Origin of the sequence: Campylobacter sp. RKI_CA19_01128, assembly GCF_025771175.1 — a bacterium.
GTDB lineage: Bacteria > Campylobacterota > Campylobacteria > Campylobacterales > Campylobacteraceae > Campylobacter_D.
This window is the reverse complement of sequence record NZ_JAKMPU010000010.1, coordinates 1-15,958: the sequence shown is the minus strand read 5'-3', so window position 1 is coordinate 15,958 and position 15,958 is coordinate 1. Positions and strand designations below refer to the sequence as shown.

13 protein-coding genes are annotated in these 15,958 nt (G+C 29.5%); 9 read left to right on the top strand and 4 right to left on the bottom strand.

Features of this window, described 5'->3' with window-relative positions; all coding sequences use genetic code 11:
• The gene (recR, locus tag L8U98_RS06755; protein ID WP_263679595.1) at positions 1–573 is read left to right on the top strand and encodes a recombination mediator RecR; all 573 of its coding nucleotides are present in this window, start codon (positions 1–3) and stop codon (positions 571–573) included.
• On the opposite strand, the gene L8U98_RS06750 is transcribed toward recR, so the two are convergent.
• Genes L8U98_RS06750 through L8U98_RS06740 form a run of 3 tightly spaced genes read right to left on the bottom strand, consistent with a single transcriptional unit; the run spans position 560 to position 3,823 of the window.
• Complete coding sequence (locus L8U98_RS06750) at positions 560–1,588, bottom strand: hypothetical protein (protein ID WP_263725329.1); 1,029 nt, start codon at positions 1,586–1,588, stop codon at positions 560–562. The genes recR and L8U98_RS06750 overlap by 14 nt on opposite strands.
• Positions 1,585–3,378, bottom strand: a complete 1,794-nt coding sequence (gene uvrC / locus L8U98_RS06745) for an excinuclease ABC subunit UvrC (RefSeq protein WP_263725328.1) — start codon at positions 3,376–3,378, stop codon at positions 1,585–1,587. Before uvrC ends, L8U98_RS06750 begins: the two co-directional genes overlap by 4 nt.
• Complete coding sequence (locus L8U98_RS06740; RefSeq protein ID WP_263725327.1) at positions 3,371–3,823, bottom strand: hypothetical protein; 453 nt, start codon at positions 3,821–3,823, stop codon at positions 3,371–3,373. Before L8U98_RS06740 ends, uvrC begins: the two co-directional genes overlap by 8 nt.
• Before the next feature lie 134 nt (positions 3,824–3,957).
• Between L8U98_RS06740 and nhaD the strand changes: the two genes are divergently transcribed.
• A complete protein-coding gene (gene nhaD, locus L8U98_RS06735) occupies positions 3,958–5,316 on the top strand; it encodes a sodium:proton antiporter NhaD (RefSeq protein WP_263725326.1) in 1,359 nt (452 codons plus the stop codon).
• Positions 5,317–5,325: 9 nt separating this feature from the next.
• Entirely contained in the window at positions 5,326–6,861 is a 1,536-nt protein-coding gene (guaA, locus tag L8U98_RS06730) for a glutamine-hydrolyzing GMP synthase (protein ID WP_263702981.1), read from the top strand.
• Here the strand turns inward: guaA and L8U98_RS06725 are convergent, their stop codons facing one another.
• Positions 6,862–7,413: a class I SAM-dependent methyltransferase gene (locus L8U98_RS06725; RefSeq protein ID WP_263725325.1), complete on the bottom strand. Its 552-nt coding sequence runs from the start codon at positions 7,411–7,413 to the stop codon at positions 6,862–6,864. It lies immediately after the preceding gene.
• A gap of 112 nt (positions 7,414–7,525) precedes the next feature.
• On the opposite strand from L8U98_RS06725, the gene L8U98_RS06720 reads away from it, so the two are divergent.
• From L8U98_RS06720 to L8U98_RS06695, 6 genes are all read left to right on the top strand, one after another.
• Positions 7,526–8,965 carry a hypothetical protein gene (locus tag L8U98_RS06720; protein ID WP_263664185.1) on the top strand — a complete coding sequence of 480 codons (1,440 nt, stop codon included), beginning with the start codon at positions 7,526–7,528 and terminating at the stop codon, positions 8,963–8,965.
• A gap of 261 nt (positions 8,966–9,226) precedes the next feature.
• Complete coding sequence (gene purD / locus L8U98_RS06715; protein WP_263725324.1) at positions 9,227–10,477, top strand: phosphoribosylamine--glycine ligase; 1,251 nt, start codon at positions 9,227–9,229, stop codon at positions 10,475–10,477.
• Positions 10,474–10,932 (top strand): RDD family protein, encoded by a 459-nt coding sequence (locus tag L8U98_RS06710; protein WP_263725323.1) that lies wholly within the window; start codon positions 10,474–10,476, stop codon positions 10,930–10,932. Before purD ends, L8U98_RS06710 begins: the two co-directional genes overlap by 4 nt.
• Complete coding sequence (locus L8U98_RS06705) at positions 10,922–12,958, top strand: LPS-assembly protein LptD (protein ID WP_263725344.1); 2,037 nt, start codon at positions 10,922–10,924, stop codon at positions 12,956–12,958. Before L8U98_RS06710 ends, L8U98_RS06705 begins: the two co-directional genes overlap by 11 nt.
• On the top strand, positions 12,958–13,614 hold the full coding sequence (locus tag L8U98_RS06700) for a phosphoribosyltransferase family protein (protein WP_263683187.1): 657 nt from the start codon (positions 12,958–12,960) through the stop codon (positions 13,612–13,614). Before L8U98_RS06705 ends, L8U98_RS06700 begins: the two co-directional genes overlap by 1 nt.
• A 132-nt stretch (positions 13,615–13,746) precedes the next feature.
• Complete coding sequence (locus L8U98_RS06695; RefSeq protein WP_263725322.1) at positions 13,747–15,855, top strand: polyribonucleotide nucleotidyltransferase; 2,109 nt, start codon at positions 13,747–13,749, stop codon at positions 15,853–15,855.
• The last annotated feature ends 103 nt before the right edge of the window (positions 15,856–15,958 follow it).

Here is a 15,958-nt window from a genome sequence, read left to right as displayed (position 1 = left end):
TTGAAAGGTTTGGAAAAATTTAACGAGCTAGTATCTGCCTTTTCCGCTTTGCCTACTATAGGGAAAAAGTCTGCTTTAAGGCTTGCATATCATGTTTGCATAAAAGATCCTTTATTAGGCTCTAAGCTTGCTTATCATATTGAAGAATCAATTAGAATGATAAAAAAATGCACACAATGTGGTGCTTTAAGTGAAAATGAATTATGCGAAGTTTGTTCTAATATAGAAAGAAATCATAGCATTATTTGTATAGTTCAAGATTCTAAAGATGTTTTGGTTTTAGAAGATAGTGGAAGTTATGATGGGCTTTATTTTGTACTTGATGATACAAGTGAAGAAAATATTATAAAATTAAGAAGCATGATTGAGCATAATAAAACCACAGAAATATTTTTTGCTTTCACACAAGGCTTAAATTCTGATGCCATTGTTTTTTTTATAGAAGAAAAATTAAAAGATTTAAATTTGAGTTTTTCTCAAATAGCTCAAGGTATTCCAAGTGGTGTTAGTTTGGAAAATGTTGATTTTATATCTTTGCATAAAGCTATAAATCATAGAACTAAGCTTGATTGATATATTGTTTTAACAATGCTAGCCATTCACTTTTATTAATATCATTTAAGATTAAATTTGCAAAATTACAATCTTTAACTCTGTTTTTAGAAAAAAGCAAAATTGCAATTTGTGGATTTTTTATCTTGTACTCTTGTAAAATTTGACTAATATGCATTAGGTCAAATTTTATAACCTCATAGTCTACTAAAATTAATTTAAATTTAAATTGTAATGCTTTTTTAAAGTCGCTTAAATTATCTATGGTTTGATTATGTGAACAAAATTGATTGGTTATGTTTAAAATAAGATCATTTTCAAAGTAAGAAGATTTAAAAATTAAAACATTATAACAATCTCTTGCAATGTAACACTCTTGTTTAAAATGAGTATTTAAAAAATCAACAATCTCCTCAATATGAATTTCTTCAAAAGTGAAATTTAAAACATCATCTATTTTTTCCTTTGAAATGATAAAAGAATAATTTTTATCATCTTTTTGGTTATGTTTGTATAAAATTTCACTACTAATACCCATTTTAAGCAAAATAGACTGCAATAGAAAATTTTCATTTTTGTTATTATTGATAATACCTGCATGTATGTTTTTAAAGTGTCTATGTTCTAAGTTAGGTTTATAATCATTGATAAAAGGTTTTAATATATAAGCAGAATTATCTAGATATAGATAGCTCAAGCCGTGGGCAAGATATTGATAATTTTGTTCTAGATGTAGGTTTTCCTTTTTTTGCTCATGCAGTTTTTTACCCATTAAATCAAACGATAATTTTAAATTTTCTTTTAATTCTTCTAAAGAGTTTGATTTTGGTAAGGAAAAATATTTTTCTATTTCTTGAATCAAGGTTTTGTCTTTTTTGATTTTATGATTTTTTGAGATTATATAAATACAGGCAATAATAAAAATCAAAATGCTTATAAAAGTATAAATGAAGAATAATTTTTGATCCATAGGATATAAAAAATAATAATTTAAAAAACATAAAATTAAAGTCAAAACACTAATAAATAATATCATAAATTTTCCTTGATTAATTTAGCTATTTTTGCATTGGAAAGTGATTTTAATTCATCAAAACTAGCTTTGCTAATCTCATCAAAACTACCATAATAATCTAAAAATTTTTTAATATATCCTTGAGAAATTCCAAGTTGTATTAATCTAGAACTTTGCAAATCTTGCTTTCTTTTTGTTTTTTGATGAAAACTAATTGCAAAGCGATGTGCCTCATCACGTAATTTTTGCAAAAATTGTAATTTTTTATCATCAGTAGAAAGTTGAATTTTGCCTTCTTGAGTATAAATTTTATCTTTCGCACTTCCTTTTGCCCTGTAAGCTTTCGCATCTATTTTCTCTTTGGAAATTGCTAAAATATCTACATTTGCCCCAGAGCTTTTTATGATATCATTGGCTAGCTTTAATAAAGTATCTCCCCCATCAATTAACCATAAATCAGGTGGGGGATTTTTATCAAATGACAAAGCTCTTTTGCTAAGAGTTTGAAGCATTTGATCATAATCATTTTTATAGGATAAATGGTAGTGTCTATAAGAACTTTTGTCAAATTGTCCATCTTTATAAGCCACCAAAGCACCGACATTCGCTTCACCTTGCATATGAGAATTATCAAAAATTTCTATATAATTAGGATAATTTTGTAGGTTAAAAAAATCTTTTAATTCTTTTAAAAATAAATAATTATCGCTTTTTAAGTGCTTTTGTATGTTTATTTTTGCATTTTCTAGTGCAAGTTCACATAAGGCTTTTTTTTCGCCAAGTTTTGGAGTTTTAAGATGAAATTTTTTAGAAAACCTTTCACTAAGTAAATTTTGCAAAAGGTTCATGTCTTCAAATTCTTCATGCGTATAGATTCGGGTTGAATTTATTGGACTATCTTGGGTATAATTTTCTAATATGTATTGTTTATATATTGCATTTAGGTCAAATTCATCTTGATGATTTAGAATTAGTACTTTATGGTTTGAACTGATTATCTTGCCGTTATTTATAACAAAACGCACCATAGAGAGTATATTTGCTTCATGGTGTATGGCAAAAACATCAAAATCTTCTAATTTTGCAAGGTCTATTTGTATTTTTACACTTAAATCTTCTATTGTTTTGATTTGATCTCTTATAGTAGCTGCTTCTTCATAGTTTTCATTTTTTGCATATTCAAACATTTTATTTTCTAAATTTTTTGTCAAAGATAAGGGGTTTAAAAGAGCTTGAGTTGCCTTTTGGATAATTTTTTCATATTCTTGTTTAGAAATTTTTTGCTCACATGGACCTTTGCAACGCTTGATTTGATAAAAAAGGCAAAGCTCCTTACAAGATTTTTTTTGTCTTAGTTCAAATGATAAATACAAAGCATTTAAAAGCTCTTTTGCTCCTTTAAAAAATGGACCAAAATATTTTATTTTGTTTTTTTTGATAATTTTTCTTGTAATTTCAAATCTTGGAAAATCTTCATTTAAATCTATATAAATATAAGGGTAGGTTTTATCATCTCTTAATAATATATTATATTTTGGATGAAGTTGTTTTATGAAAGAATTTTCTAATATTAAAGCATCAGCCTCACTTTTTGTAGTGATAAATTCTAAATGATGTGTTTGGCTAATCATTTTTTGAATTCTCAAGCTATTGTTAGGATTTGGGCAAAGATTTGGAGTGAAGTTAAAATAACTTCTAACGCGGTTTTTTAAATTCTTGGCTTTACCTACATATAAAAGCTTACCTTGAATATCAAAATACTGATACACACCAGGTAAATTTGGCAAGGTTTTGAGTTCATTTTCAAGCATTTTTTATAAGCTTTCGCAGTTCTTCAAATTTATCATATAAAATAGGATTTTCAAAATGATTTTTAAAATTTCCATTAGAAAGCTCTAAGTGAGCTTTTTTATGTTCATTAAAAGTTTTGTTTTTAGAAGTAAAGTTTTGATCACTGAGTATTTTTATGTTTTTCACCTTTGCAAAATTACTCATTGGCCTAGCTAAAGTATAGTTTTTTATGAGACTTTTAATCATTTTTTTGGTATTATCGTGATTTAATTCCATATATGCAATGTGGTGCTTAACTAAAATAATCAAAGTATTATTTTTTATAAAGAGTTTAGTAATCATTTGTTGGTGATTGTGATTAAATAAATTTAAAAACTCTTTATATTGAAAAAATATTTTTAAAGGTTTATAATGTTTAAAATCAGCAAGCTCGTTGATGATGTAATGACTCGTTTTAATTTTCATTTAATTATTTTAACATTTTTTTTATTAATATTTCTAAATGCATGTGGCTATAAGGATGCTCCATTTTATGAGATAAAAGATAATAATGGTAGTGTAAAGGAAATAAAAAAATTCCAATCTTTGGAGAGTGAAATATGAATAAAATACTTTTTTTACTTTGTTTTGGTGTTAGTTTTTTGTTAGCTAGTCAAACACATGAGCTAAATTTAGCTTTTAGTGCTTTAGGTATAGGTATTTTAATAATTTTTATATTGGGTTATTATTTTATCGCAGCAGAAGAGAAATATCATATCAATAAAACTAAGCCTGCTTTATTTATAGGAACCTTTTCTTTTATTATCATTGGTATATATATGGTAATGAATGATTTAGACACACAAATACTTGAAGAAAGTGTAAATCATCTTATTTTAGAAATTGCACAAATTGTGTTTTTCTTAATAGCTGCTATGACTTTTATAGAAGCCTTGATAGAAAGATCGGTTTTTGAAACTTTAAAATACAAACTTGTAAGCAAGGGTTATACTTATAGAAAATTATTTTGGCTAACAGGTATTTTAGCTTTTTTTATCTCTCCAATTGCAGATAATCTTACAACTGCTTTGATTTTATCCACTGTGCTTTTAACTATAGATAAACATAATAAAGAATTTTTAATTCCAGGTGCTATAAATATTGTAGTAGCAGCTAATGCTGGTGGAGCTTGGTCGCCTTTTGGTGATATTACTACTTTGATGGTTTGGACAGCAAAAAAAGCCACGTTTTTTGAATTTTTCGCTCTTTTTCCTGCTTCTTTTATTGGTTGGTTGCTTACAGCTTATTTATTGTCACGTTATGTGCCTAATATTAAGCCAAATTTTCACAAAGATAATTTAGAAAAAGTCGAGATTAAACCAGGTGGTAAAGTTTTTATTGTGCTTGGTTTTTTAACTATAGCTTTGGCGGTATTTATTCATAGTATTTGTGATTTACCTGCAATGTGGGGTATGATTTTTGGCCTTTCATTGCTTAGTTTGTATATGTATTTTTTCAACAGAAAACAAGGCAAAAAAGATTTAAATATTTTTCATTATATGACGCGTATTGAGATGGATACTTTATTATTTTTCTTTGGTATTTTATCTGCTGTGGGTGCCTTGCATTTTGTTGGTTGGCTTGCTTATGCTTCTGATCTTTATGCAAAATTTGGAGCTACTAGTATTAATATAGGAGTAGGATTTTTATCTGCTATTGTAGATAATGTTCCGGTTATGAGTGCGGTATTAAAGGCAAATCCAAGCATGGATGATACTCAATGGCTTTTGGTAACTCTTACAGCAGGAATAGGGGGGTCTTTGATCAGCTTTGGTTCAGCTGCTGGAGTGGGAGTAATGGGTAAAATGAAAGGAATTTATACTTTTAATGCTCATTTAAAATACGCATGGACGATTTTGGTTGGTTATATAATATCTATTATAGTTTGGTATGTACAATTTCAATTGTTAAATTTGTAAAGGAGTTAGATGAAAAAAGCAGATATTTTAGTTTTGGACTTTGGTTCACAATACACACAACTCATTGCTAGAAGATTAAGAGAGCAAGGTGTGTATGCAGAAATTTTACCTTTTAACGTAAGTTTAGATGAGATCAAAGCTAAAGAGCCTAAGGGTATTATTTTAAGTGGTGGGCCAGCTAGTGTATATGCAAATGATGCTTATTTTTGTGATAAGGGTATTTTTGATTTAAATATACCAGTTTTAGGAATATGCTATGGTATGCAACTTATGGCACATCATTTTGGAGCAAATGTTGCCCCAGCAGGTCATAAAGAATATGGTAAAGCAACTATAGATATTCAAAATGATAGTGATTTGTTTAAAAATTTACCTAAAAAGCAAACGGTATGGATGAGCCATTCTGATAAGGTTGAGAATTTGCCACAAGGTTTTGAGGTTTTAGCGACTAGTGAAAATAGTCCATTTTGTGTATTTGGAGATGAGAAGCGTAAATTTTTTGCTTTACAATTTCACCCTGAAGTGCAACATAGTGAATTTGGAAAAAGCATCTTGAAAAATTTTGCTAAGTATGCATGTAATTGTGATAGTGTATGGAATATGGGATCTTTTGCAAAAACTCAAGCACAAAAAATCAAAGAAGAAGTAGGAAATGATAAAGTACTTTGTGCAGTAAGTGGTGGAGTTGATAGTAGCGTGGTGGCTGCATTGTTAGCAAGTGCGATAAAAGATCAAGTAGTAGTTGTTTTTGTTGATAATGGTCTTTTAAGAAGTGGTGAAAAAGAACAAGTTGAGTATATGTTTAGACACACCTTAGGCATTGATTTAATCAGTATTGATGCTAGAGAGATTTTCTTAAGTCGTTTAGCAGGGGTAAGAGATCCTGAACAAAAGAGAAAAATCATAGGAAATACTTTCATAGAAGTTTTTGAAGAAGAAGCTAAAAAACATAAAGATGTAAAATATCTAGCACAGGGGACTTTGTATACTGATATTATCGAAAGTTCGGTTGTAGGAGCTAGCAAGACTATAAAATCTCATCATAATGTGGGTGGTTTACCTGAAAAGATGAATTTAAAACTCATCGAGCCATTAAAGGAAATTTTTAAAGATGAGGTAAGAGCTTTGGGAATGGAGCTTGGCTTAAGTAAAGATGTAGTTTATCGTCACCCTTTCCCAGGACCAGGCCTTGCTATACGTATAATGGGTGAGGTAAATGAGCCTAGTTTGGAGCTTTTAAGAAAAGCAGATGTTATTTTGATTGAAGAATTAAAAAGCAGTGGCTGGTATGATAAGACATGGCAAGCTTTTTGTGTGCTTTTAAATGTGCAAAGTGTTGGTGTAATGGGTGATAATAGAACCTATGATAATGCAGTTTGCGTGCGTGTTGTTAATGCAAGCGATGGTATGACTGCAACTTTTTCTCATTTACCTTATGAATTATTAGAAAATATTTCACGCCGTATTATTAATGAAGTAGAAGGAATCAATCGCGTAGTGTATGATATTTCTAGCAAGCCACCAGCAACGATTGAATGGGAATGATTATTTAGTGCAAAAATAAACAAAAGCAGGGGGAAGATTTTGCCAAATGATAGGTGAAATTTCTACCTTGCTAAAAGTGGCAAAAAGTTTTTTCTTAAAAGCTCTCCCTTTTGGTGTTGGGAGTATATAAGCAAATGTTGCAAAACAACCATTTTCCTCTAAAGCATTATGAATGGATTTTAGCAATAAATCTTGTTCTTTGGAATTTAATAAAGCCCAAGGAATTCCTGAGATAATTAAATCTACACTATTGATCGCTCTTTTTTCTAGCATATTTGGTAAAAATTCTGCTGAGTTGACTTCTATATCTATATTTTTTATCTTTTGCTTTAATTTTTTTGCCATTTGAGGATTGATTTCTACGGCAAAAAAACTTGCATTATGGCTTTTTTGTTTGAGGATATACTTTGTAAAACTTCCTGTACCAGGCCCTATTTCAACGATATTTTTTGCATGTTGGACATGAGAAGTTATGAGTTTACTTAATTTTTTAGAGCTTGCGCAAAACGCACCTGTTTGTTTTGGGTTTTTAAAATATTGATATAAAAACATAAATAAAATACCTAAAGACGTTTATTTTGTGAAATTTTAAAATATAATTGTAAATTTATGAAAACAAAGTTAAAATAAGAATTGAATTTTTCTTTAAATCAAGGATTTGGATATGCACGGAAAAATAATGGTTTATGTGGATGCTACTGGAAGAGGAACAGTAATCAATCTAGCAAAAACATTTTTTGAATTTAATAAACACGCATGGCATGATAAAAGAAGTATGCCAACGGTTGGTATGTTTGTTGAATTTAGATCCGATGGAAAGCATATTACCGATTTACGTCCTTCTAAATTTCAAGAATTTACAGATGGTGATTTTATCAAAGAAAGAGATTTCTGGAAAACAGATAGTGATGATGAATTAGAAGATTTAAGACTGACAAGACGCGATGCTTATGTTCAAGAACTTTATAGAGAAACAGATTATGATAATCTTGATAAAATCACATTAAATTTAACTATCCCACAAGCCATTCAAAGATATTTTTATAATGAAACTTTGTCAATTAATGCAGTAAAAGACATTAACACAGATGAGGTACCATATATTATTGATTTTTTTGCTATGAAGCGTTTTTTATATAAGGCTTTAGATACTTTATTATTTTCGGATAATACTATCAATCAAGCTGATTTTTCTGCAATGAAAAATATCATAGTGCACCTTGAAATGTCATATAAAGATATGAAAGACAAGCAAAAGCATATCAATATGGAACGCTTATATGAAGAGGTTTTTTTATCTCATCAGTGTCATTACCAAGCGCTTTTAGCTTCGATCGATAATAGAAAAAATAGAAAATTAGCGCTTGATCGTCAAATGAGTACTTTAATAACAGATATAAAATCAAAACAAGCAAGATTAGAAGCAGAAGGTGGAAAAAAACACCATGAACTAGAAGAAATGATACAAGGTAAAAAACAAAAACTAATAGAATTAAAAAATGAAGCTGATTATTTTACTAAAAGCGTAGAAAGACTAGAGTTGATAAAAAAATCTTTTTATGAAAAAAATTTTACTATTTTTAGTAATAGTTTTAATATGGCAAGAGAAAAGCTTTTTGAAAAGATTAAGCAGGGTTTAAATATATGTGCAACAAAACTAGATATAGAAATTTGGAAAAAATCTTTAAAATCAACAAGCATTAAAAACTCTTATTTTAAAACAGCAAGTGAAATTTCTTTTTGTACGCTTTCTTTTGCTGAGCTTTATTTAAACAGACTAAACAAACATGCTTTAAACCCAAATGATCAATTGTTGTTTTCATATGTAAAGAAAGTAAAAAAAGAATGTGAAAAGAATTTCCTAGTTGTAACTTCTAATCCTGATTTATATGTTAATATGAAGATTCAAATTTTTGCAATGAATCCTTATTATGTAGTTAAGCATGCACCTAAGAAAGTAAATTACCAAGGGTTAATGAAAAATACTGAATTTGATATAGTTTATGTCGATGAAAAGACTATATGGGCGCCTGTTGCTGATGTTATTTTGGAAGGAAAATATTTTTTAAAGAAAGATTCTAAGACAAAATTTAAGATTTTATAAAAACCTTTTAAACGCTATTTTTAAGTTTTGTTAGTTATAATTATACTGCCTAAATGGTTCGATATGGTATTAAAGAGGATCCAACACATTAATTATAAGCTGTGATGTGTGATTTACCGTGTTCTGTGACTTCGTTTGAGTTTTGAAAAAAGCGAGAAGCTGCAGCCTTTAAAAATCACCTAATGGCATACTTTGACTTTTTGAGGGTCAGACACTTATACTCCGGCCATTTGGGTTTTTGTAATATTTTTAAGGAAAATAATGAAAATTTTAATACTAGGAAGCGGTGCTAGGGAGTATTCTATCGCTTTGGCTCTTCAAAAAACAAATGATAATGTAGAATTTTATTTTGCTCCAGGAAATGGTGCTACTGCTAAAATAGGAACAAATCTTAATATGAAAGATCCTAAGGTGATTACAGCTTATGCAAAAGCAACTGAGATTGATCTTTGCATAGTTGGGAGTGAGAATTTTTTAGCAGAGGGTATAGTAGATCTTTTTAAAGAAAACAATATTGCTATTTTTGGGCCTACTAAAGCTGCTGCTATGTTGGAAGCTTCAAAATCTTTTATGAAGAGTTTTTTAAAAAAATATAAAATCAAAACAGCTAAATTTTTAAACACAACTGATTATGAAAAAGCTAAGAAATTTATCACATCTTTAACACCTCCTATTGTTGTAAAAGCAGATGGCTTATGCGCAGGTAAAGGGGTGATTATCGCGCAAAGCCATGAAGAAGCTTTAGAAGCTACTAAAAATATGCTAAGTGGAGAAAGCTTTGGGGAAGCTGGAAAAATTGTTGTGATTGAAGAATATCTTGATGGTTTTGAATTAAGCGTATTTGCAGTTTGCGATGGAAATGATTTTATATTGTTGCCTGCAGCGCAAGATCATAAAAGATTATTAGATAATGATAAAGGGCCTAATACGGGTGGCATGGGGGCTTATGCTCCAAGTACTTTAGCAAGTGAGAATTTGTTAGAGCAAGTGAAGAAAGATATAGTGGCGCCAACTCTTAAAGGCATGAAAGAAGAAGGTGCTGAATTTGTTGGAGTGTTGTTTATAGGCTTGATGGTTGTAAATAATAAACCTTATGTTTTAGAGTATAATGTGCGTTTTGGTGATCCTGAATGTGAGGTTTTGATGCCTTTGATAGAAAATCCTTTGGATTTATTTTTAGCATGTGTGAATAAAAATCTTGCTAATACTCATATAAAAATTAAAAATGAATTTGCTGTGGGTGTGGTTTGTGCAAGTAAAAATTATCCTTACAAGGACTCACCAAAAGCTTTGATTGAGATAGGCGATATTCCACAAAATTCTCATATTTCTTATGCTGGTGTGAATTTAGAAGATGATAAATTATATGCCAGCGGTGGTCGCGTGTTGGTTTGTGTGGGAACTGGCAAAAGCATTGAAGAGGCTCAAAAAAACGCTTATATGCTTTGTGAAAATGTCCATTTTAAAGGAAAACAATACAGAAAAGATATTGCCTTTCAGGTTCTTAAATGAGCACCAATCAAGAATTATTTGATAAGCTAGAAAAAGAAGAAATAAAAATAGCAAGTTTTAAAAAAAGATTTTTAGCTTATGTTGTTGATAGTTTTGTAATTTTGGGCATCGTAAGTATTATTTTGCTTGATAAAATTAATTCTATGCAAACTTATGAAGAAATTCATAATCTTTTAATGCGTTTTGCTGGTGGGATTTTGATTTTACAGTTTGCATACCATAGTTTATTTACTTATTTATATGGCGCAACTTTAGGAAAAATGCTTTTGAAGATCATGGTGATTGATCAAGAATTGCTAGATAAACCAAATTTTACTCAAAGCGCTCTAAGAGCAGGTGTAAGACAAATTAGTGATATGTTGTATGGTTTAGGATTTGCTTGGGCTTTGAGTAATATTGTTTTGAAAACTTGGCATGATTATGCAGCCAAAACAGTGGTGACAGATCTTGCGTAAAATATTGCTTTCTTTAGCTTGCGTAGGGAGTTTGTATGCTTCTAAGGTAGACATTTATGCTTTAGATGTTGTAAAAACAAATGATATTATAGAAGCAAAAAACAATGTGGTTGTAGTTTCTGATTTGTATTTAATAACCGCAAGCGAGGCTAAATTTAATGAAACAACTAAAGATTTAGAATTGTTTGGTGATGTAAATATCTTACGAGGGCAAAAAGAAAGAACCAATTCTACTTATACTAAAATTAATCTTAAAGATAACACAACAGCTTTTAAAAATTTATTTTTTTCAAATAACGATTTAGAGGTTTGGTTGCAATGTCATCAAGCAGATTTAAATGATAAGTTTGTTGTAACTAAAAAGTCGGTTGTTTCTAGTTGCAATGTTGAAAATCCTGATTGGGAAATTCGTTTTGATGAGGGTAAATTAAATAAAGAGAGTAATTTTTTACATCTTTATAATGCAAGATTGTATGTAAAAAATACCCCTGTAATGTATTTGCCGTATTTTGGCTTTAGTGTAGACACTAAAAGGAAAAGTGGTTTGTTAATTCCTCAGGTGGTTTTAAAACAAAGCGAGGGGTTATATTATAACCAACCAATCTATTATGTTATTGATGATAATGCAGATATTCAATTTGAACCTCAAATTAGGACAAAAAGAGGCTATGGATTATACTCAACTTTAAGATTTATTGATAGTCCTTATTCTCAAGGTGAAATTAGCGGTGGTATTTTTGGAGAAAAATCAAGCTACAAAAAAGAAGAAAATTTAAAAAATAAAGAACATTATGGTTTAGAGATTAAATATTCAAGTGAAGCTTTATTCAAGAGCCTTTTGAGTGATGAATTTCAAGAAGGCTTATGGATTGATGCTACTTATTTAAATGATGTAGATTATATGAACTTAAGCTCTAGCGCAAAAACTGAAGCTTCTTTGGTTACCTCAAAAATAAATTATTTCTTATCTGATGATGATAATTATTATGGTGCTTATGCGAAGTATTATATAGACACTTCTAAAATTAGCAACAAAGATACCATGCAAGAATATCCATCTTTTCAATATCATAGATATTTAAATGGTTTTTTTGATAACTATATACAGTATAGTTTAGATGCTTCTTTTCATAGATATTATAGACATACGGGTATTTATGCTAAAACTTTAGATTTTGATTTGCCTTTAATTTATCATACAAGTTTTTTGGATGATTTTTTAAATTTTGCCTTTACAGAAAGAGTTTATGCAAATTTTGTAGATTATTCTAATACAGATATTAAAAATCAAGAGCATTTGTTTAGAAATTCACATAATTTTTCTTTATATACAGATCTTTCTAAACCTTATGAAAATTTTTATCACACTTTATATTTAGGTGCTAATTATTTTATACCTGGAGCCAAATCAGGTAAAATTACCGAAGATTTTATAGAATTAAAAGATGATCCTGGGCAGTTTAATTTTTCGATGTATCAGTATTTTTATAGTGCTTTAGGCAAAAAAAAGCTATACCATAGTTTAAAGGCTAAGTATTTTACCAAAGAAGGTAGTTTTGGTGGTTTTGATAATGTTGTGGAATATTTTTATAATGATTATATAAGTTTAAGAAATGAGGCAGAATATTCAGGAGTAGATAATCGCTTTGATAAAGTATTTAGTGAGGCCTTATTTGATTATGGTGAGTGGAAAGTTAGTTTAAATCATGCTTATAGAATATATGAAAAAGAAAAATATAATTTTTTAGGAACTAAAGCTCAGTATGATATAAATACCAACTATCAAATATTTGGTGGTTTGTGGTTTGATTTGAATAAAGATCCTGAAAAATGGGAGATAGGTTATACTTATCAAAGAAAGTGTTGGAATTATTCTTTGATGTATCGTAAGGATATTTCACCTAAACTTACTAGTGGTGGGATTAGCGCTAAAGATCAAAGTGGTGTGTATTTTATGTTTAATTTTTATCCTTTGGGCGGTGTATCTTATGATTTTTCTCTGGAAGAAAATGAAAGGTCTATATAATGTTTTTTGAAGATGAAAAAGATGCGCTTGAAAGATTATATGATTTACTTCCACTAAATAAATTAAAAGATTATATTATTATTACTCCTTCTTTAAAATCTATAGTTTTTGTTGATGTATTGGCAAAAAAATTAGAAATACCCTATGATTTTTTATTTACAGAGCAAATCAAAGCTCCTAATAATGATGAATGTCAAATAGCTATGATTAGCGAAACAAAAGAATTGGTTTACAATGAAGCCTTAGTTAAGGCTTTTGATATAAGCTTAGATTATATTTATGGTGAGGCAAATAGAACTTATGAAGAAAAAATTTTAAAGAATGTATATCGTTATAGAAAAGGTAATCTTTTAAAAGATTTAAAAGGAAAAAATATTTTAATGTTGCATGAGGGGTGTGAGAGTGGGATTACTGCTTCTTCATGTATAAAAAGTTTGTTAAAAGAAGAGGTTAGTAGTATTATTTATGCCACCGCTTTAATGCCAAGTGATGTATATGATTATATTAGTGTTTTTGCAGATGAGGTTTATTGCGTGCAAAAAATTGATCATTTTGTAGATATTGAGTTTTATTTTAAAAATAAAACGATTTTGCAAGCTCACGAAATTTTAGATATTTTAGAAGAAAGTAGGTATTATTTACCTTTAAAAAAATAAATTTATATCTGAGCAATAAGTTGTTTAGATATAAATTTATAGGCAAAATAAAAACAGGCTTTTTAAGTTTTAGTTTTTAAAATTTAAAAAGCTTATTTGGTTTTGCCTATGATAAAAATTTAAAGGAAAATCATGCGACATGAAATAAATATCAATAATCACCTTGAAATATTTGATACCGATAAAGTGGCAAAACAAGCAGCAGGTGCAGTTTTAATGCAAGAAAAAAATGCAGTGGTTTTGGCAACTGTAGCCAGAGAAGAAAAAATGGTAGAAGAGGATTTTTTGCCTCTTACAGTACAATATATAGAAAAAGCTTATGCAGCAGGTAAAATTCCAGGAGGTTATGTAAAAAGAGAAACTAAGCCAGGCGACAATGAAACATTAAGCGCTAGGATTATAGATAGAAGTTTAAGACCTCTTTTTCCAAAAGGATATGCATATCCAACTCAAATTGTTGTAATGGTTCTTTCTGCTGATCCTGAAGTAGATTTGCAAGTGATGAGTTTAAACGCTGCAAGCGTTGCTTTGTATTTAAGTGATATCCCTATTAAAGCACCTGTTTGTGGTGTAAGAATAGGTCGTATAAATAATGATTTTGTTTTAAATCCAAGCAATAGCGAGTTAAAAAATAGCACTTTAGATCTTTATGTAGCAGGCGTTAAAGATGAGCTTTTAATGATAGAAATGAGAGCTTTGGCAAACAAGCAAGATGATAAACACCGTATGAATGAACTTAGCGAAGATGATACTTTAAAGGCTTTAGATTTTGCAAGTAGTGCAATCTTGCGTGGTTCCAATGAATATGAAAAAGCATTTGCTGCTTATAGAAAAAATTCTAAACTTGAGTTTAAAATAGAGTCAGATAATATTCAAATTATTGACTATATAAAAAATACTTATATAACAAAACTCAAAATTGCTATTAATCAAATGGCAAAAAGTGAAAGGGCAAGTGAAATTTTACAAATAGCAAAAGAGATTGAAAGTGAATCTATAGCTATTGAAAACGAATGGAAATTTGAAGATATTGAAAAAGCTTTACATGCATGCAAAAGAGAACTTATTAGAAACCAAATTATTAATGAAAATAAAAGAGCAGATGGTAGAGGTTTAAAGGATGTTAGAAAAATAGACATAGAAACAAATATTTTACCAAGTGCACATGGATCTTGTCTTTTTACTAGAGGGCAAACCCAAGCCTTAGTTGTGGCCACCTTGGGAAATGATAATGATGCGCAAATGTCAGATATGCTTACAGAAAAAAACCCAATTTGTGAAAAATTTATGGTTAATTATAATTTTCCAGGTTTTTCGGTGGGCGAAGCTAGCCCTATAAAAGCTCCTGGCAGAAGAGAGCTAGGCCATGGAAATTTAGCAAAAAGAGCTTTGTATCCTAGTGTTGATACAGATTATGTTCATACAATTCGTTTGGTTTCTGAAATTTTAGAAAGCAATGGTTCTAGTTCTATGGCTACTGTTTGTGGTGGTGCATTGGCTTTAAGAGCTGCAGGGGTAAAAAGTGAAAAACTAGTAGCAGGTGTGGCGATGGGGCTTGTTTTTGAAGATGAAAAATATGCTATTTTAACCGATATCATGGGGCTTGAAGATCATGATGGAGATATGGATTTTAAAGTAGCAGGAAGCTATGATGGAATCACTGCTTTGCAGATGGATATAAAACTTGGTGGTATAGAGCAACAGGTTTTAAAAGAGGCTTTATATCAAGCAAAAGAAGCTAGGGAGCACATTTTGCAATTAATGGAAGAGGCTAATCAAAACATAGTTGTTAATGAAGCTATTTTGCCAAAGATTGAAATTTTTAATGTAGACCCAAATAAAATTCCTGATATTATAGGTCAAGGCGGTAAAACCATTAAAGAAATTATTGAAAAATTTGAAGTTAATATTGATTTAGATAGAGATAAAGGTGAGGTTAAAATAGCAGGAATTGATCATGATTTGATTTCTCAAAGTAAAGAGTATATATTAAATTTACTTCACTCTAAAGGTTCTAACAAAAAGCGTGACAAAAAGGAAATGCCTAAATTTGATATCGGTGAAGAATTTCTAGGACGAGTTCAAAAGGTTGTAGAATTTGGAGTTTTTGTAGAACTTAAAGAAGGCGTGGATGGTTTATTACATAATTCCAAGATTAAAGAAAAGTTAGAAGTGGGACATGAAATTAAAGTTAAAGTTGCAGAAATCAAAAACGGAAAAGTATCTTTAGACTTAGCCTAAATTTTGAGTATATAAAAAAATATGCTCAAAATTTTATATTATATCTTGACAAAAGAATATTCTTTTGGCATAATTTCGTTTTTTGATTGTCTCGTTAGCTCAG